At 64.3% G+C, this 18,737-nt stretch carries 19 protein-coding genes; 10 read left to right on the forward strand and 9 right to left on the reverse strand.

Annotation, left to right across the window (positions count from 1 at the left end; translation table 11 throughout):
- Nucleotides 1–216: 216 nt before the first annotated feature.
- The 5 genes from gyrB to dnaA all read right to left on the reverse strand — a co-directional run bounded on the left by gyrB (nt 217) and on the right by dnaA (nt 7,685).
- Complete coding sequence (gene gyrB, locus WAX14_RS07255; protein WP_422627445.1) at nt 217–2,253, reverse strand: DNA topoisomerase (ATP-hydrolyzing) subunit B; 2,037 nt, start codon at nt 2,251–2,253, stop codon at nt 217–219.
- Between the two features lie 246 nt (nt 2,254–2,499).
- Nucleotides 2,500–3,066, reverse strand: a complete 567-nt coding sequence (locus tag WAX14_RS07260) for a DUF721 family protein (RefSeq protein ID WP_422627415.1) — start codon at nt 3,064–3,066, stop codon at nt 2,500–2,502.
- Nucleotides 3,063–4,280 carry a DNA replication/repair protein RecF gene (recF, locus tag WAX14_RS07265; protein WP_422627417.1) on the reverse strand — a complete coding sequence of 406 codons (1,218 nt, stop codon included), beginning with the start codon at nt 4,278–4,280 and terminating at the stop codon, nt 3,063–3,065. The genes WAX14_RS07260 and recF overlap by 4 nt, the downstream gene beginning before the upstream one ends.
- A gap of 24 nt (nt 4,281–4,304) precedes the next feature.
- The gene (gene dnaN, locus WAX14_RS07270; RefSeq protein ID WP_422627418.1) at nt 4,305–5,489 is read right to left on the reverse strand and encodes a DNA polymerase III subunit beta; all 1,185 of its coding nucleotides are present in this window, start codon (nt 5,487–5,489) and stop codon (nt 4,305–4,307) included.
- Between the two features lie 591 nt (nt 5,490–6,080).
- Entirely contained in the window at nt 6,081–7,685 is a 1,605-nt protein-coding gene (dnaA, locus tag WAX14_RS07275) for a chromosomal replication initiator protein DnaA (protein WP_422627419.1), read from the reverse strand.
- A gap of 583 nt (nt 7,686–8,268) precedes the next feature.
- Here dnaA and rpmH point away from each other — a divergent pair.
- The 10 genes from rpmH (at nt 8,269) to WAX14_RS07325 (ending at nt 15,030) form a co-directional block, all read left to right on the forward strand.
- The gene (gene rpmH / locus WAX14_RS07280; RefSeq protein ID WP_040744549.1) at nt 8,269–8,412 is read left to right on the forward strand and encodes a 50S ribosomal protein L34; all 144 of its coding nucleotides are present in this window, start codon (nt 8,269–8,271) and stop codon (nt 8,410–8,412) included.
- A 21-nt stretch (nt 8,413–8,433) separates the two neighbouring features.
- A complete protein-coding gene (gene rnpA / locus WAX14_RS07285; RefSeq protein WP_422627420.1) occupies nt 8,434–8,811 on the forward strand; it encodes a ribonuclease P protein component in 378 nt (125 codons plus the stop codon).
- The gene (gene yidD / locus WAX14_RS07290) at nt 8,808–9,074 is read left to right on the forward strand and encodes a membrane protein insertion efficiency factor YidD (protein WP_422627421.1); all 267 of its coding nucleotides are present in this window, start codon (nt 8,808–8,810) and stop codon (nt 9,072–9,074) included. Before rnpA ends, yidD begins: the two co-directional genes overlap by 4 nt.
- Nucleotides 9,075–9,154: 80 nt before the next feature.
- Nucleotides 9,155–10,255, forward strand: a complete 1,101-nt coding sequence (gene yidC, locus WAX14_RS07295; protein WP_422627422.1) for a membrane protein insertase YidC — start codon at nt 9,155–9,157, stop codon at nt 10,253–10,255.
- 22 nt (nt 10,256–10,277) lie between these two features.
- Nucleotides 10,278–10,838, forward strand: a complete 561-nt coding sequence (locus WAX14_RS07300; RefSeq protein ID WP_422627423.1) for a protein jag — start codon at nt 10,278–10,280, stop codon at nt 10,836–10,838.
- A 129-nt stretch (nt 10,839–10,967) separates the two neighbouring features.
- Entirely contained in the window at nt 10,968–11,648 is a 681-nt protein-coding gene (rsmG, locus tag WAX14_RS07305) for a 16S rRNA (guanine(527)-N(7))-methyltransferase RsmG (RefSeq protein WP_422627424.1), read from the forward strand.
- Between the two features lie 9 nt (nt 11,649–11,657).
- Nucleotides 11,658–11,780 (forward strand): hypothetical protein, encoded by a 123-nt coding sequence (locus WAX14_RS07310; protein WP_422627425.1) that lies wholly within the window; start codon nt 11,658–11,660, stop codon nt 11,778–11,780.
- Between the two features lie 373 nt (nt 11,781–12,153).
- Complete coding sequence (locus WAX14_RS07315; RefSeq protein WP_422627426.1) at nt 12,154–13,125, forward strand: ParA family protein; 972 nt, start codon at nt 12,154–12,156, stop codon at nt 13,123–13,125.
- A complete protein-coding gene (locus WAX14_RS07320; RefSeq protein WP_422627427.1) occupies nt 13,122–14,261 on the forward strand; it encodes a ParB/RepB/Spo0J family partition protein in 1,140 nt (379 codons plus the stop codon). The genes WAX14_RS07315 and WAX14_RS07320 overlap by 4 nt, the downstream gene beginning before the upstream one ends.
- 73 nt (nt 14,262–14,334) lie before the next feature.
- Nucleotides 14,335–15,030, forward strand: a complete 696-nt coding sequence (locus tag WAX14_RS07325; RefSeq protein WP_422627429.1) for a GNAT family N-acetyltransferase — start codon at nt 14,335–14,337, stop codon at nt 15,028–15,030.
- 91 nt (nt 15,031–15,121) lie between these two features.
- Here WAX14_RS07325 and WAX14_RS07330 read toward each other — a convergent pair whose 3' ends face one another.
- From WAX14_RS07330 to WAX14_RS07345, 4 genes are all read right to left on the reverse strand, one after another.
- Nucleotides 15,122–16,297, reverse strand: coding sequence for an N-acetylmuramoyl-L-alanine amidase (locus tag WAX14_RS07330; RefSeq protein WP_422627430.1), 1,176 nt, complete (start codon nt 16,295–16,297; stop codon nt 15,122–15,124).
- A gap of 152 nt (nt 16,298–16,449) precedes the next feature.
- On the reverse strand, nt 16,450–16,779 hold the full coding sequence (gene trxA / locus WAX14_RS07335; RefSeq protein WP_422627431.1) for a thioredoxin: 330 nt from the start codon (nt 16,777–16,779) through the stop codon (nt 16,450–16,452).
- Between the two features lie 43 nt (nt 16,780–16,822).
- Nucleotides 16,823–17,791 carry a thioredoxin-disulfide reductase gene (gene trxB, locus WAX14_RS07340; RefSeq protein WP_422627432.1) on the reverse strand — a complete coding sequence of 323 codons (969 nt, stop codon included), beginning with the start codon at nt 17,789–17,791 and terminating at the stop codon, nt 16,823–16,825.
- 213 nt (nt 17,792–18,004) lie between these two features.
- Nucleotides 18,005–18,724: a hypothetical protein gene (locus WAX14_RS07345; protein ID WP_422627433.1), complete on the reverse strand. Its 720-nt coding sequence runs from the start codon at nt 18,722–18,724 to the stop codon at nt 18,005–18,007.
- Nucleotides 18,725–18,737 lie beyond the last annotated feature (13 nt).

An 18,737-nucleotide genomic window follows, 5' to 3' on the forward strand; every position in this document is an offset into this window, starting at 1 on the left:
GGGTGAGGGCACCTTATCTGGACATACAGGAAATATGGAAGAACCTTCCGATTCCCGGCCACCGTCCCCCGATCGACAATCGCGGACACACGATCTTGTCAGATAGTACTCACGGGTAATGCGTGCGCGCCATTCCACACGTCACCGACACGCGAGAACAGCAGGGTTAAAGACGTGATTTACGTCACCGCCTCGTACCCTGCTGTCACACAGGCATCACACGTCCAGAAACCTGACATCCTTTGCATTCCGGGTGATGAAGCTGCGACGAGCCTCGACGTCCTCCCCCATGAGGACGCTGAACAGCTCGTCTGCCGCAGCTGCATCGTCGAGACTGACCTGCCGGAGAACCCGGACGCTCGGGTCCATTGTGGTTTCCCACAACTCGGTGGCATTCATCTCACCGAGACCCTTGTATCGCTGAATACCATCGTCCTTGTTGATCTTCTTACCGGACTCGAGACCCGCCTTGAGCAGCCCGTCGCGCTCACGATCCGAATATGCGAACTCCGGCTCGGACCGCTGCCACTTGAGCTTGTACAGCGGCGGCTGAGCGAGGTAGACGTGACCGTTCTCGACCAACGGGCGCATGAACCTGAACAGGAGCGTCAGCAGCAGTGTCGCGATGTGCTGGCCGTCGACATCGGCGTCCGCCATGAGCACGATCTTGTGGTAACGCAGCTTCGCGAGGTCGAACTCGTCGTGGATGCCGGTTCCGAACGCCGTGATGATCGACTGGACCTCGGTGTTCTTCAGGACCCGGTCGATGCGTGCCTTCTCGACGTTGATGATCTTGCCGCGCAGCGGCAGAATCGCCTGGTACATCGAATCGCGGCCCGATTTCGCGGAACCACCCGCGGAATCACCCTCCACGATGTAGATCTCGCACTTGCCCGGATCGTTGGAACGGCAGTCGGCCAGCTTGCCCGGCAGACCGCCGAGGTCCGTCGCGCTCTTGCGTCGGACGAGTTCACGAGCCTTCCGCGCCGCGACACGCGCCTGTGCCGACGAGACGGCCTTGGTCACGATCGTCTTAGCGTCGGCCGGATTCGACTCGAGCCAGTGCGTCAGATGCTCGTTGCACGCCTTCTGCACGAACGATTTGACCTCGGTGTTACCCAGCTTCGTCTTCGTCTGGCCCTCGAACTGAGGTTCCGACACCTTCACCGAGATGATCGCCGCGAGTCCCTCACGGATGTCGTCGCCGGTGAGATTCGGATCCTTCTCCTTGAGAAGCTTCTTGTCCTTCGCGTACTTGTTGACCACGGTGGTCAACGCTGCACGGAAGCCTTCCTCGTGTGTACCACCCTCGTGGGTGTTGATGGTGTTGGCGAAGGTGTGGACGGATTCGGAGTAGCCCGAGTTCCACTGCATCGCGATTTCGAGTTCGTGACCGGTACCGCGCGCGGTGAAGCCGACGACCGAGTTGTGGATGGGTGCTTTGGTGCGATTGATGTGCCGCACGTAGTCCTCGAGACCACCCGGATAGTGGTAGATGCGGGACTTGACCTTGTGCGGCGCCTCGGTCGACTGTTCGCTCTGCTGCTCGTCTGCGGTTTTCGGCGCCTCGGCGAGCTCGCTGACGACGTCTTCGGTGACTTCCTCGGGTGTGACACGCTCGTCGGTGAGCGTGATGGTGAGGCCCTTGTTGAGGAACGCCATCTCTTGGAGGCGGCGCGCGACGGTCTCGAAGTTGTAGGTGGTGGTCTCGAAGATCTCCGGGTCCGCCCAGAAACGGACCGTGGTGCCGGTGTCCTTGGTCTCGGATCCCTGGACGAGCTCACCGGGCTTGGACGCATGGTAGGTCTGTGACCAGTGGTAGCCGTCGACGTCGATGTCGACTTCCAGTCGCGTGGACAGCGCGTTGACGACCGAGATACCGACGCCGTGCAGACCACCGGAAACGGCGTAGGCATCGGAATCGAACTTGCCGCCTGCGTGCAACTGTGTCAGGACGACCTCGACGGTCGGCGCACCGGACGCATGCATCCCGACGGGAATACCACGACCGTCGTCGACGACCTGCACGCCGCCGTCTTCGAGGAGCGTCACCTCGACCTTTGTCGCGTATCCGGCCATCGCCTCGTCGACAGAGTTGTCCACAACCTCCCAGATCAGGTGGTGCAGACCGCGTTCACCGGTCGAGCCGATGTACATGCCGGGGCGCTTGCGCACCGCTTCGAGACCCTCGAGAACGGTGATGGACGACGCACCGTACTCACTCTTGTTCGTGTTCGACTTCTGGGCAGCCACGGGTGGGTAGCTCTCCTTCTCCGCTTCGGCCTCGCGCGCGTTCGCGCCACGCATGTCCACTCATCCTACTTGCAGCAACGGTAACTCCCGGGGACGACACAGGATGGGTGTGCGGTACCGCTCATTGCCTCACAGCGGCTATCGCACAGCTCTGTGCATCAAATTTGCTACAGGATGCCCATTCGGCCGCCTATCGGACGAAGTTCATCCGAACAAATGGGTGACCGGTAGATCTGTGGTCCGCGATCAGCCGTAGGTGTCCCGTGGTCCGCGGCCACGGATGTGCCGCTCGCCCTTGCGCCAGCTCGGCGCGGCCGGTCCCGTGATCCGCAGTTCTTTGACCACGCCGTTCCCGACCGCTGCGGCGATCTTCGCGAGAATCTGAGATTGCATCATCCGTAGCTGGGTCGCCCACGCCGTCGACTCGGCAGACACGTGCAGGATCCCGTCGCGCAGCGTCGTCGGCGACGCGTGTGCGGCAATGTCCTCGCCGACGACACGAGACCAGCTGCCGAGCACGGTGCCTTCCGACACGTGCCCGGACCAACCACGTTGCTTCGACACGGAACTCACGAGCGCACCGAACGGCTGCGGGTCGCGATCGTCGGGGCCTGGTCCGGACCACCCACGCCGGCGACGACGCGGACGCAGGGAGCCCCGCGACGCTCGACCGTGCCCGACGGACTTGCCGCTGGCCTTCGCCGCCGCTCGAGCCTCCTCGAGTGCCCGGCGCGCAAGATCGACGCCGCGCAACGGTTCCTGTGGATCATTCTGTGGATCATGTGGAGAAGCACCTGCACCGCCGTCGCTCACGACCACACCTCCTCGACCTCGGTCCGGCTCAACACCGACAAGCGGCCGCGGTCGGTGTCCTCGGCACGCACCGAGAACCGGGCGCCAGACAATTCCGGCGGCACGTCCTCCGGAACCGCCGCGGTGATCAGTACCTGCTCGGCGGAGGCGGCGACCGACGCGAGCGCGGTACGCCGCCTGCGATCCAGCTCCGCGAACACATCGTCGAGCATCAGCACCGGATCGGTGCCCTCGGACCGCAGCAACTCGAATGCCCCGAGCCGCAACGACAGCGCAAACGACCACGATTCGCCGTGGCTGGCATAGCCTTTCGCCGGCTGGTCCCCGAGGAGCAACTCGAGTTCGTCGCGGTGCGGACCGACCAGGCAGACTCCACGCTCGATCTCCCGGGTCCGGGCGTCCGACAGGGCCACCGTGAACGCCCCTTCGATCGTCTCGCGGTCCTCGGGCTGGGGCCTGCGCGCCGGATCTGCGAACTCGGGCGGGAGCGCGTCGCCGAGGCTGCTGCGGTAACGCAGTAGCGCAGGACGTGATTCGGGCGCGATCGAGCGGTACGCGGCGGCCACATGCGGGGCCAAATCGTGCAGCAGCGCGATGCGTGCCGCAACAAGGTCGGCTCCGTGCGACGCCAGATGTCCGTCCCACACCTCCAGTGTTGCCAGTGCCCCGGCGCCGTCCGCCGCACGTGCGTTCCGCCGCAACGCACCGCCTGCGGTCTTCAGCAACGCCGAACGCTGCCGCAGAACCTTGTCGTAGTCCGCGCGGACGCCACCGAGCCTCGGGACGCGCGTGGTGAGCAGTTCGTCGAGCAAGCGCCTGCGCTCTCCAGGATCACCGCGTACCAACGACAGGTCTTCCGGGGCGAACAACACGGTCTGCAGGATTCCGAGGATGTCGCGGGGCCGCCGCGTGGGTGACTGATTGATCCGGGCCCGGTTGCTCTTGCCGTCGTTGATCTCGACGTCGAGGGCCAGTTCGCGGCCCGCATTCACGACGTGTGCGCTCACCAGTGCCCGCGCGGTGCCTGCGCGGAGAAGCGGTGCATCACCGGAAACTCGATGCGAGGTCAGTGTCGACAGATAACCCAGGGCCTCGAGCACATTGGTTTTTCCGTGGCCGTTGCGCCCGAGCAGCACCGTCGGACCAGGTGCCAAATCTACCGAGACTGCATCCCAGGATCGGAAGTCGCGCAGTGCGAAGGTGCGAACGTACACGGCCGCTCACCTCGTCCGTACCGGTCAGCCTGGAAGACGAACGGGCATCAACAGGTAGGTGTAGTCACTCTCCGGAGCCGCGAACGTGCCCGACGCATCGGGCTCCGGCTCGTCGTCGACGGCCGGCCGCAGCACGGCGGGCCGGCTCGACGTCGTGAAGCCGAACGAGACCTTCTCGGTGTGCAGCGAACCAAGACCGTCGAGCAGGTAACCGGGATTGAATGCGATCACAAGCGGCTCGCCGTAGAACTCGGCGGGCAGCGATTCCTCGGCGCGACCGGCGTCGTCGCCACCGGCGGACAGCAGCAGGCCACCGTCCGCGAACTCGAGCCGGACCTGAGCGCCGCGCTCGGCGACCAGGGCGACGCGCTTGATGGCATCCACGAGCGGCGCGATCACCACCGTCGCCATCGCGGTGTGCTCGTTCGGCAGCAGCTGGCGGAACTTGGGGAACTCGGCGTCGAGCAGCCGGGTAGTGGTGCGCCTGCCGTCCGCGACAATGCCGAGAAGCCCGTCCGCACCAACCGCCGATCCACTGCCCAAAGCGAGCTGAACCGGCGAATTACCGGATCCACCAACAGTTTTTGCGGCTTCCGACAACGTTTTGGCGGGAACCAGGACCGCTGAACTGGTGGAATCCGTGGTGGGCATCCACTCGACCTTGCGGACCGCGAGACGGAACCGGTCGGTGGCCGCGAGGACCATGTCGGTGCCGTCGATCTCGACGCGGATGCCGGTGAGCATCGGCAGCGTGTCGTCCTTGCCTGCGGCGACCGCGACCTGGCTGATCGCTTCGGAAAACACATCGACGGGCAGCGACCCGGTCTGCTGCGGCAGTTCCGGCAGTTGCGGGTAGTCCTCGACCGGCATCGTGGGCAGCGAGAACTTCGCGCTGCCGCAGTTGATGAGCACGCGGGTGCCGTCGAGGACGACGTCGACTGGCTTGTTCGGCAGCGAGCGGGTGATGTCGGCGAGCAGTTTGCCGGACACCAGTACCTGACCGGGAGTGATCACCTCGGCCGAGACGTGCACCTGCGCGGAGACCTCGTAGTCGAATCCGGACACGGTCAGGCCCTGCTCCTCCGCGGCGAGCAGCACGCCGCCGAGAACGGGAACCGGGGGACGTGACGGGAGGCTACGCGCCACCCAGGCGACAGAGTCGGCGAAGTCCTCGCGGGCAACACGAAACTTCATGGTTCCAAGCTCCATCTGCCGGGGAATCCTCTCGTCCGAGCTGACGTGCGTCGGCACGTCGGGTGGGCTGACAAGTCCTAGAAGTCTGACACAGGGCTCCGACACCGGGACGCGGCATCTGGATGTGTGCCGGGAAGGCGGCGTCGGGAACGTCGCTTCACGGTAGGCCTTCTGCTGCGGGTTGGAAAGCCGAGCGCTCCGACGAGTGGATGCTCGCGAGAGCCTGTGGACTCGAGTGCTCCACATCCCTGTTTTCAAAAGAGTTTTCTTGAAAGGAACTCAAAAACAGTAATAGGGGCTGTGGAATCTGTGGATGAACGACCGTCTACGCTGGTGAAGCGCGCCCCCACCCCCTGGATTACTCGAGGATGAACTCGAGGACTACTCGAGGATGGATGTGAGTATCTCGAGACTATCCACGTTCGGTGCACCGTTCGTCCACAGAGATTCCACGTTGTGCACATGCTAATCCACAGATGAGCACGCATTGCGCGGTCTCGAGATCTGGGATTCCCCACAGGTGTGCACGGCCTGTGGGCAGATTGTGGACAAACGAGAGCAGGGCCCGGACTCGGAAGTCCGGACCCTGCTCTCATGCTGTGCCGATCAGCGTTTGGAACGCTGCTTGATGCGTGCCGTGAGTTCCTGCACCTGGTCGTAGACCTTGCGCCGTTCGGTCATCTCCTTGCGAATCTTCTTGTCCGCGTACATGACTGTGGTGTGGTCTCGACCGAATGTCTGCCCGATCTTCGGTAGCGACAGGTCGGTCAGTTCCCGGCACAGATACATCGAGATCTGTCGTGCCTGCGCAAGCGGACGGGCTTTACCAGGACCGCGCAGGTCGTCGATGGAGATGCCGAAGTACTCGGCGGTCACCGCCATGATCGTGGCCGAGTTGATCTCGAGCGTTGTCGAGTCCGGAATGAGATCGCGCAGCACCACCTCGGCGAGGGTGAGGTCCAGTGGCTGCCGGTTGAGCGACGCGAACGCCGTGACCCGAATCAGGGCACCCTCGAGTTCTCGAATGTTGCGTTCGATCCGGCTGGCGATCAGCTCGAGCACATCGTGCGGCACGTCCAGCCGGTCCATCCGGGCCTTCTTGCTGAGAATCGCGATGCGCGTCTCGAGTTCCGGCGGTTGTACATCGGTGATCAATCCCCACTCGAACCGGGTGCGCAGGCGTTCCTCCAGCGTCGCGAGCTGCTTCGGTGGACGGTCCGACGACACCACGATCTGCTTGTTCGCGTTGTGCAACGTGTTGAAGGTGTGGAAGAACTCCTCCTGGATTCCTTCCTTGCCCTCGATGAACTGGATGTCGTCGACCAGCAGGATGTCGGTCTCGCGGTAGCGCTTCTTGAACGCCACCTTGCGGTCGTCACGCAGACTGTTGATGAAGTCGTTCGTGAACTCCTCGGTGGAGACGTACTTGACCCGCAAGCCGGGGAACAGTCGTTGAGCGTAGTGCCCGGCCGCGTGCAACAGATGGGTCTTGCCCAGACCGGACGCCCCCCAGATGAACAGCGGGTTGTAGGCGCGGGCAGGCGCCTCCGCGATCGCGACCGCCGCAGCGTGGGCGAAGCGGTTCGACGCACCGATGACGAAGGTGTCGAAGGTGTATTTGGCGTTGAGACTGCTGCTGCCACCCGTCGGTGGTGGCGAAGCGGGGGCGGGTGGTTGCGTGAAGTACGACGGCCAGGACTCGCGGACGGCCGTGATGGCCTCCCGATCGTCGTCCACCTCCTCGAGGTCGCCTGCCTCGACCTCGAGCACTTCGTGGTCGAGCGACGCCGCACGTCGGTGCCGGAACGGAGGGACCATGTCGCGTGGGCTGGGCTTGCGAGAGCGCGGCTCAGCCGTCCGGGACTCGATCGGCAGGCCCTCCAATGGAAGGGTGTCGCGTGGAACCGCGTACGGATCCTCACTGGGATCGGTGGTGTCCTCGGTAGGTTCGATACGCACACCGAGGCCCTCCACTCGGCGACCCAGATTGCGGTTGAGTGACCGCAGAATAGGCTCGCGCAGATCCCGTTCGATGGCTTCCTGCGCGAACGACGACGGGACCGACAGCAGGGCGAATCCCTGTGCCAGGGTCAGCGGCTTGACCAGCGCAAGCCAGGCCTTCTGCCCTTTGGTCAGCGCACCGCCGTCGGCGGTGAGTTCGGCGACGACGTCCGACCACACATCGGCAAGCGCGTTCGGCTCGTCGGTCACGTAGTTGTCCTCCCTGTCCCACGGTTCGAATTCCACATGATTATCCACAGGTGTGGACAAGTATGGTGCCACGCCCTGTTACGTCGCGGGAGGTGGCGGGGCGCGGGTGAACTTCGGATCTGTCCGGCACGAGACCGGTGCCGATCTGGACTGCGCGAGGCGACTGTCGTTCGGACTCCGGGACAGCGGTTCGATCAGGATTCTCGCGTCGAACCTACGACCGGAGGCCGGGCGCATCGACGATGGTCGGGAAGCCGCGAGAGCCGGCAATACACGGGCCGACAGCACGCACGGATATTCGTCCCCTGCGAAACCATGAGCGGAGCCTACACCCGGAGTGACTGTCATCACACGCATTGCGCGGCAGGGTGAACGGCCGACGGGCGGCGTGTCGGGTTGCGCTCGCGACGGGCACGCGGTTTGATTTCGCGTCGCCCTCCGAGTAGCCTCGAACAGTCACTCATAAGGCAGTGACGGATCCGTGCTGCGTTGCTTCACAGCATCGTTCGTCCGGGTCATGCGATTTCCGTAAATGTTAGACCGTTGACGCACTCAGGCGTCACAGACTCGAGGAGTGTCGACCGTGGCCAAGGGCAAGCGGACGTTCCAGCCGAACAATCGCCGCCGCGCGCGCGTTCACGGCTTCCGTCTCCGGATGCGTACCCGTGCGGGTCGCGCGATCGTGACGGCGCGTCGCCGTAAGGGCCGCGCCTCTCTCACCGCCTGATCCCGGTTACGGGAGCTCGGGGTGCTGCCTGAGCCGCATCGTCTACGTCGCCGCGCGGACTTCTCCGAAACAGTCCGCCGCGGACGCAGGCAGGGGCGACGCGATCTTGTCGTTCATGCCATCGTGCGTGATCGGTCGGAGCTCGTGGTGCGTAGCGACGGCCCCCGTTTCGGGCTGGTTGTGAGTAAAGCTGTCGGGCCGGCGGTGATTCGACATCGAGTCGCTCGCCGGCTTCGTCATATCTGTGCCGGAATCGTGAGCGACGTGCCCTCCGGCACCGACGTCGTCCTGCGCGCGCTTCCCGGCGCTGCGACTGCAACATCACGGGATCTCGACCGACAGATTCGCACAGGTCTGGCCAAGCTGGGCTTGTTCGAAGCCGAACGGCCATCCGGATGACCGTCGTCTGGTCCAGGATTCGATCAGCGCCCACTCGGGCACTGATCGGCTGTATCGAGGTCTACCGCACATATGTGTCGCCGACACGGATGCCGACCTGCAGATTTACTCCGACGTGCAGCGAATACGCTGTCGAGGCGTTGCGCACCCGCGGTGTCGTCGTCGGGTTGTCCCTGGCGATCGTGCGCTTGCTCAAGTGTGGGCCCTGGCACCCTGGTGGGTGGGATCCGGTTCCCGACCGTCGGTCCCGCTCACCCGGCTGAGTTCTCGGCAGGGCGAGCGAAGACCTCGAGACCGACGCCGCGGACGGCGATCATGGACGACCAGAGGAGTACACAGAGCCGTGCTCGACTTCATCTACTATCCCGTGTCCTGGATCCTGTGGGTCTGGCACAAAGCCTTCGGTGCCCTCTTCGGTCCCGACAATGGCATCTCCTGGGCACTGGCCGTGGTGTTCCTGGTGTTCACGCTCCGAGCGATCCTGTACAAGCCGTTCGTCAAGCAGGTCCGCACGACCCGACAGATGCAGGAACTGCAACCGCAGATCAAGGCGCTGCAGAAGAAGTACTCCAACGATCGTCAGCGGCAAGCGCTCGAGATGCAGAAGCTGCAGAAGGAGCACGGCTTCAACCCGTTGATGGGCTGCCTGCCTGTCCTGCTGCAGGTTCCGGTGTTCATCGGTCTGTTCCACGTGCTCCGTTCGTTCAACCGAACCGGCACCGGTATGGGACAGCTCGGTCTGGACCCCGTGACGAACGCACAGATCGGCAACTACGCATTCAGTCCCGAGGACGTGCAGTCCTTCCTGAGTGCCCGACTTTTCGGCGCTCCGATCTCGGCATGGATCACGCAGCCGATGGCCTCTCTCGAAGCGTTCGCACCGTTCGGTGGTATCCCTAGTCGCTGGGAGATCGCCGCGGTCGCAATTCCACTCATGGTGATCGCGGGCGTCGCGACGCACTTCAACTCGCGCGCATCCGTCGCGCGTCAGAGCGAGCAGGCGGCTGCGAACCCGCAGTCGGCGATCATGAACAAGCTTGCGTTGTATGTCTTCCCGCTCGGTGTGCTCGTCGGTGGTCCGTTCCTTCCGATCGCCATTCTGATCTACTGGGTCAGCAACAACATCTGGACCTATGCCCAGCAGCACCTCGTGTTCCGCAAGATCGACCAGGAAGAAGCCGAGAAGAAGGCAGCCGTGGTCGCGCGTCGCAACGAGAATGCACCGAAGCCCGGTGCTCGGCCCGACCGTGCGAAGAAGAAGAACGCGACTGCCGTGAATCCTGATACTCCCGAGAATCCCGCGACTTCCGGGGGCGACGGGAACAACCTGTCGCTCGAGAAGCCCGATGCGAGCGACGAACCTGCGAAGCCCTCGAGTGGCTCCGGAACGTCGGCACGGAAGAATCAGGGCGGTTCCAAGAACTCCAAGCGCAAGCGGCGCTGACCGAAGTAGAAGAGGGCGAACCATGGCCAGTGACCTGGACAAGGCACAGGAGGACATCGACGTGACCGCCGAATCCGCGCAGCTCGACGCGGACCTCGATTCCCAGGACGACTCGGAGGACGACGACTACCTGGTCGAGGAAGGTGAGATCGCCGGCGACTATCTCGAGCAACTACTCGACGTGCTCGATTTCGACGGAGATATCGACCTCGATGTCGAAGGTGATCGCGCGGTCGTCAGTATCGACGGCGGCACCGACCTGGCGAAGCTCGTCGGTCGGCAGGGTGAGGTGCTCGACGCGTTGCAGGAGCTGACGCGGCTTGCGGTGCAACAGGCCACGGGTGAACGCAGCAAGCTGATGCTCGATATCGCAGGTTGGCGCGCGGGCAAGAGGGCAGAGCTGACCGAACTGGGCACTGCCGCGGCACAGCGTGTGCGCGAGTCCGGTGAGCGTGAATCCTTGGCGCCGATGACTCCGTTCGAACGCAAGATCGTGCACGACGCAGTGGCGAAGATCGAGGGTGTGTCCAGCGAAAGCGAAGGGGCCGAGCCGCAGCGGCGGGTCGTCGTCATCAAGGACTGAACGCTTTCAAGGGTTGAGCGTCACCGGTTTCGGTGAGATTTGTCAGCGGAGGGGTATCGGCGGTCGCGCCGGTCCCCTCCGTTCGTTTACGTCCCGCGGCATTTGTGGCGGGCGGGTGGCGGGGAGAGGATGTTTCACGTGGAACATGTTGAGGAGCGCGTCCCCGAGGTGGCGCATCAGGTGTTCGGCGAGCGGTGTGCACTCGCGCAGGCGTATCACCGGTCGTTGTCGACCGACGGCGTCGAACGAGGACTCATCGGGCCCCGCGAGGTCCCGCGCCTATGGGACCGGCACCTGCTGAACTGCGCGGTCCTCGGTGAGTTCATCGAGAAGGACGAGAGCGTCGTCGATGTCGGTAGCGGCGCCGGTCTCCCCGGTATTCCGCTTGCGATCGCGCGTCCCGATCTCCGCATCACGCTCGTCGAGCCGTTGCTGCGCCGCTCCGTTTACCTTGCGGAGTTCGTCGAAACACACGGACTCGACAATGTTCTGGTGGTGCGGGGACGCGCCGAGCAGCCGGGAGTTCTGCAGGAGGCGGGTGGTGCAGACGTCGTCACGTCTCGTGCCGTCGCGCCCCTTGCGAAGCTCGCGAAGTGGTCGCTGCCGTTGATCCGGGAGGGTGGGCGGATGCTCGCGCTCAAGGGTAGTTCGGCCGCGGACGAGATCGAACGTGACCGCGCGGAACTGACGCGACTCGGGGCCGGCGGACTCGAGGTGCTCGAATGCGGTGTCGGCCTGTTGGAAGTTCCCACCGTCGTGGTGAAGGCCGAGCGGATGAGCCGAGGAACGCGACGACACAAGAAGCGATAGGTCTGTTCCATGTCCCGCGCCCTGGTGGGTTGCATCCCGGTCGGTAACTCGATGAGCAACACGGTCATGGAGAAGGCGGGAATGGTCGCGGGAGGCGGTAGATGGAAGGTCGATCGCATTTCGTCACTGTGACGCCACAACGAGGGTACGGAATCGACAGTGCTCTATTCGATTCTTTGAACGACAGTAGATTCGCGCAGATTTGCGTCCAAAGTGAGTTCTTCGATTCGTTCCCGTGTCGGATCTTCGTGTGGACCGTGTGGACGATGCCCGACTCGATGTTTCACGTGAAACATCGAGTCGGGCATGTTTCACGTGAAACAGAAGAGTCTGCGATGTCACCGTGCCACCCTAGAATGCTGGGTGGAATACTGAACGAAACGGGGACGATGCGGCAACGATGGTCGATGGACCTCGGGCGTCACATCGAGACTGTCGAACTCACGCCTCAACCACTTCAACGCCGACCGTCCCGGGGTGCGGGTCGACGACAAAGGAGCGTTCAATGTCGGGTGGATCCGAGCCTGCTGTTTCACGTGAAACCGAAGACACCGACGACGATTTCTTCCCGGTGCCGTTCGACGGGATCTCCGCCGCGGATACACCGATCGGTGCAGCGGCTCATCGCGCGAGCCAAATCCTCCATCCGAATGCGACGAACGCGCTTCCGAAGCCTTCGGAACGGCGGATCCTCACGGTCGCGAACCAGAAGGGCGGGGTCGGTAAAACCACGACGACCGTGAACCTCGCGGCCGCACTCGCGGTGCAAGGTCTGACAGTGCTCGTCGTCGATCTCGATCCGCAAGGCAATGCGAGCACAGCCCTCGGAGTTCCTCACCACTCCGGCATCGCATCGAGCTATGAGGTCCTACTCGGCGACGTGAAGGCGTCGGAGGCCGTGCAGCAAAGCCCCCACAGTGAGCGCCTGTTCTGCATTCCGGCGACCATCGACCTCGCCGGTGCGGAAATCGAATTGGTGTCGATGGTCGCACGAGAGAACCGGCTCAAGAACGCGCTGAACCAGGCCGCGCTCGGTGACCGCGACTACGACTACGTCATTATCGACTGCCCGCCGTCGCTGGGCCTGTTGACCGTCAATGCGCTCGTTGCGGCGAAAGAAGTGTTGATCCCGATTCAGTGTGAGTACTACGCCCTCGAAGGTGTAGGCCAACTGTTGCGCAATATCGAACTCGTGCAGTCACATCTGAACCCCGAATTGCACGTCTCGACCGTCCTCCTGACCATGTACGACGGACGAACCAAACTCGCCGATCAGGTGGCGGCAGAAGTGCGGTCCCACTTCGGGGCTGCGGTACTGCGATCCGTCATTCCCCGCAGTGTGAAGGTTTCCGAGGCTCCCGGGTACGGGATGACCGTTCTCGACTACGATCCAGGATCGCGCGGTGCGATGAGCTACCTCGACGCCGGGCGTGAATTGGCGGCACGGGGTCACCACAAGAATCAGGGGAATGCATGAGCGCGACACGCAAGGGTGGTCTCGGACGGGGTCTGGCGGCGCTCATCCCGACCGGGCCGGTCGACGGATCACCGGTGCCAGCGACGGTTTCCGCCGTCGCCGGCACCGCGACCGCGCCTGCCGCACCGGCACCGTCCGGAACGGTGCCGATCACGACTCCCGGCAAGACCGTTGCACCGAGGAAGGCGGGTGAGGCGCCCGCGATGACCATCCCGCCGTCCGGACTCGGCACCGCCGCCGCCGACGTGATCATCGGCGACGGAACACCGTCCGTTCCGGTCGCCTCCGCCGCACCCGCGAGTGAACCCCTCCCCTCCCCCACCGGCGCGGTGTATCTGGAAGTGCCGATCGACCGAATCGAAGCCAACCCGCGCCAGCCCCGTCAGGTGTTCGATGAGGAAGCACTCGCGGAGCTGGTTCATTCGATCCGCGAGTTCGGACTCATGCAGCCCATCGTCGTCCGCCGCCTCGACGACGATCGTTTCCAGCTCGTCATGGGCGAGCGCCGCTGGCGGGCATGCCAGGAGGCGGGGCTGGAAACGGTCTCGGCGATCGTCCGTGACACCGACGACGACGCCCTGCTGCGGGATGCGCTGCTCGAGAACATTCATCGTGTCCAGCTGAACCCTCTCGAAGAGGCCGCGGCATATCAGCAGTTGCTCGAGGAGTTCGAGGTGACTCATGAGGAACTTGCGGCACGCATCGGCCGGTCGCGGCCCGTCGTAACCAACATGATCCGGCTCCTCAAGCTTCCGGTCGCGGTACAACGCCGCGTCGCCGCAGGCGTCCTGTCGGCCGGGCACGCGCGATCCTTGTTGTCCCTCGAAGCCGGTGCCGATGCTCAGGAGGTTCTCGCCGCGCGTGTCGTTGCGGAGGGCATGTCGGTGCGTGCGACAGAGGAAGCGGTGATCCTCGCAAACCGTGGTGACGGCCCTGATTCCGCTGCGGCGCCGCGTCGCAAGCCGATCCAGATGCCCGGCCTTCAGGATGTCGCCGACCGACTCTCCGACTCGTTCGACACCCGCGTCACCGTGAGTCTCGGCAAGCGCAAAGGAAAGATCGTCGTCGAATTCGGATCGGTCGACGATCTGCAACGCATCGTGACAATGATGGAGTCGCAGGTCGACCCTTCTTGACGGGCCGCCCATGCAGGACGACAGTCGAGAATGACGACAGTCGAGAATACGGACGGGGAGGCGAAGTAGACCGGTGTCGACTCGAGTCACATCACTCACGCTGAGTGGGATCGACCAGTTGCCTGCGCATGCACGGCGCTGTGTGTTCTGGGAAATGGATCCGCCGGCGTCCGGCAATACCCGCGACTTCTACGACCCGGAATTCGAGAAAGAGGCGTGGCTGTCGATGGTCCTGCTGGAGTGGGGTTCGTGCGCTCAGGTTGCGACGGTCGACGACAAGCCTGCCGGCTGCGCGCACTATGCCCCGCCCAACATGGTTCCCCGCGCCCGGTTGTTCCCGACCGCCCCGGTCAGTGCCGACGCGATCCTGCTGACGAGCATGCGGATCGAACCGCACGCCGACGACCTCGGTCTGGGTAGTGAGTTGATCCGCGCGGTCGTCGACGATTTGGTCCGTCGCAACGTACGCGCACTGGAGGCGTTCGGAATTCGCGCTGGCGCCGACGCCGCCCGACTCTCCGATCTGCCGTCGGCGACGGCGGCACTCGACTGTTCACCGGCCGAATGCATGATCCCTGCGGACTTCCTCGAGGACATGGGCTTCGAGGTTGTTGCGCCACATCCCCAGTTTCCCCGGTTGCGGCTCGAACTCGATAGGGATCACGGGTGGAAGGAAGAGGTCGAGGCTGCACTCGACCGGCTCGTCGAGGCCGCCTCGTTCACGATCGCCGAACTGGAAGGCAGCCGGACGCCGGTAGGAGCGCACTGATCCGGCGCGTGTTGTTTCACGTGAAACAAGACAGCTTCCGACGACCTCGACGAAGTTCGGTAGGGCCGACGCTCGGTTCGGTCGGTCGGGTTCAGCGGAGCTCGGTGATCGACAGTTCCTCGGCGAGCAACTCGGCAAACGTGTAGGTACCGGTCGGCTGATCGTCCTGCCCCAGAAGGTACAACCGTTTGACGGCGATGAGGATTGCTTCGGCGATGACATCCCGCAAGCGGGGGTCCGCGAGCACCATCGCGTCCTGCTGGTTGCTGAGATACCCGAGGTCGATCTGTATCGTCGGCATGTTTGTCAGCCGCAACAGGTCCCATGTGCGGCCGTGGCTTCGGCAGTCCTGCAGTGAGGTACGGGCGACGATCTCGCGCTGGATGTAGCCGGTGAGAACCTGCCCGATCATCGATTCGGAGCCGTGTGAGTTTCCGTAGTGGAAGCTGGCAATGCCCCTGGCGGAAAGATTGGGGCTGCTGTCACAACGCAGTGAGATCATCAGATCCGCACCGAACGCGTTGGAGGTTCCCGCGCGTTCGATGTCGGTCGGGTTCGAGTGGTACGGCCGCGACAGGAATGTCTCCATCCCGGTGGCGGCCATCCTGCCCTCCAGGCGGCGGGCCATATCCCACAGGATGTCCGCCTCGGAGATGGCACCGTGCCTGCTGCGCACGATTACTCCGTGGTCGCTCCCACCGAGACCCGGATCGATCACGATCCGCTTGCCGCTGAGTTGCGGACCGGATCGACGGACGATTTCCTCCTCGCTGATCGCGTGCGGGGAGCCTCCCGATACGCGAGTGCCGAGCAGTTCGAGTGCCCGCAATGTCTCGGGGCCGCAGATGCCGTCCGGTGCCAGCCCGATCTCCCGCTGGAAGGAACTCAGGCCTCCGTGTGTGCGCGGACCGAAATAGCCGTCCACCCGGTCCACATAGAACCCGAGATCCTGCAGGCGCGTCTGCAATGCGGCGACATCGTCCCCGTACAGTGGCGCCGACAATTGATAGATCAGTGTGCGGGCACCGAGGCGGTACGACGCCTCCTTCAACGACCGGTAAGTCGCTGGGCCGACAACCCCGTCGACGAGCAATCCGCGCTGTTGCTGGAAGGCACGAATGGCACCGTCGAGTTCGCGGTCGAACACCACGTCGGATCCGACCCAGTCACGGGGGACGGAGCCGTCGTGGAGAAAGCCCAAACCGGCGAGAGTGCTGCGAATCTCGGCGACAGCGGGTCCGTGGTCGCCGTGACGCAGTCGGTGCATGTCTCGGGCCTTTCCGTGCTGACCTGATGGTGCCTCGGCAGGGCACGCAGCATCGCTCGATTGTCGCAGATGCGCCCGGAACTGGTGAAATCCGGGCGCATCCGTCGCGATTCGCTGTGTACCACGCCGAGGCGTCGATCGGTGGGACGCTACTACAGAATGTCACCGAGGTCGCGCAGGAGTGCCGCCTTGCCTTTGGCGCCGACGATGGTCTTCACCGGCTTGCCGCCGGAGAACAGAATCATCGTGGGAATCGACATCACCTTGTAGTCCTGGGCGGAGACCGGGTTCGCATCGATATCGAGCTTGGCGACGGTCAACTTGTCGCCGTGCTCACCGGCGATTTCCTCGAGAACCGGAGCCACCATCTTGCACGGACCGCACCAGGTGGCCCAGAAATCCACGAGGACAGGCTTCTCGGACTGCAGGACGTTCTCGACAAACGAGGAATCGGTGATGGTGATGGTGTTGGTGTTGGACACGATGTCTCCTGAAGATTCGGACGGATGAGGGCGGGTGCGCGGATCAGGCCTCGACAGAGGCTGCCGACAGGCTCGCGCCTGCCCGCTCGGCGAGCCAGCGCTCGGCGTCGATCGACGCCGAGCAACCCGTACCTGCCGCGGTGATGGCCTGACGATAGGTGTGGTCGACCAGGTCGCCGGCGGCGAAGACACCCGGTACGGATGTCGCCGTGGTCGGCGTCTGCACGCGCACATATCCGTCGGTGTCACGGTCGACCTGATCGGCGACGAGGGAACTGCGCGGGTCGTGGCCGACGGCGACGAACAAGCCGGTGACGGCCAGGTCGCTCCGCACGCCGGTCACGGTGTCCTCGACGACGAGATTGGTGACGCTGTTCTCGCCCTGCACCTCGACAACCTGCGCGTTGGTGACGAAGCGGATCTTCTCGTTGGCGCGTGCCCGTTCGAGCATGATTTTCGATGCACGGAACTCGTCACGACGGTGGATCAGGGTGACGCTGCGCGCGAAGCGCGTGAGGAAGGTGGCCTCTTCCATCGCGGAGTCACCGCCGCCGATCACCGCGATGTCCTGGTCGCGGAAGAAGAAGCCGTCGCAGGTCGCGCAGGCGCTGACACCGCGGCCGAGCAGCCGCTCCTCCCCCGGCACTCCGAGATACCGGGGCTCGGCGCCCATCGCCAGGATGATCGCGCGAGCCTGGTACGTGTTCCCGTTTGCGACGACAGTTTTGATGTCACCCGTGACGTCGAGCTCGTCGACGTCCTCGGTGCGGATGTCGGCACCGAAGCGCAGTGCCTGTTCGCGCATCTGCTCCATGAGCTCCGGGCCCATGATGCCGTCCTTGAAACCAGGGAAGTTCTCGACCTCGGTGGTGGTCATGAGGGAGCCACCGAACTGAGTGCCCTCGAAGACGAGCGGGGCGAGTTCGGCGCGGGCCGCGTACACCGCGGCCGTATAGCCGGCCGGTCCCGAACCGACGATGATGAGGTCGTGAATCGTGGGCGGAGTGGTCATTCGGGCCTTCCGGTTCGTCTGTGACTGGTGGTGCGCGGCGCGGCGGTGCAGAGCGCGACGACACAATCAACAACAGGATAGAGGGTGTTGTTCCGGTCGTGCCGTGCGTCACGCCACACGTCGTCGTCGGCGGCGGCCGGATGCTGCTGCGTACCCGGCGGTCACGAGGGGCCGGGACCGCGGAAGGTGACCGTACCGGCTCCGGCCGGGGACTCACCCGATCGAGGTCACATACAGGGTTTCCGGATGCGTCGCATCGCAGCCGGTTCCCACCACGACAGCGGTGAGTTGCGGCGGAACAACGCCGGGTACCAACAGCACGACCGCATCCCGGTCGCCGTAACCGATCGTTTTGGATCCGAGTACCGGAGCGGCCGGATCGATTCCGTTCGCGGTCAGGCACTCGGCGAGTGTGCGATCGTCGGACAGCGGCCCGAGATCGGTGGAGCCGACCAGACTGCGCAGCATCTCCGGTTCGAGTGCTGCCCGGCCCGGGCCGTCCGCCATCGGCACGGTCGGCCCAGCGTTGTTCGTCCGGTCCGGTCCGCCGATGACGACGACGGCCACGACCGCGATCGCGGCGGCAGCAGTACCGACGACCGCACCCGCGAAAACCCTGCGCCGGCGACGGTGGGCGCGGACCGCACCGAGTACCGCCTCGTCGAGGCGCATCGCCACCTCGGCGGGCATTGACTCGGTGTCGGGCATTGACTCGGTGTCGGGCATTGACTCGGTGTCGGGCGTACCGGGATCTGCAAGTCCCCGCAGACGCTCCTGCACGCTGTCGAGAGCGTCGAGCACGACCAGAGCGTCGGCGTCGGCGCGTACCAGCGGCCACAATCGCTCGGCGACGGCATCGTCGAGCACACCCGCGTGGAGGTCGGCGAGCAGATCCGCGGAATAGGGCGGCCGCAGCAGTTCGCCCTCGTTCATGCGCAGTCCTCCT

The sequence above is a fragment of the Rhodococcus sp. (in: high G+C Gram-positive bacteria) genome, assembly GCF_049299235.1.
In the GTDB taxonomy this organism is placed as follows: domain Bacteria; phylum Actinomycetota; class Actinomycetes; order Mycobacteriales; family Mycobacteriaceae; genus Rhodococcus.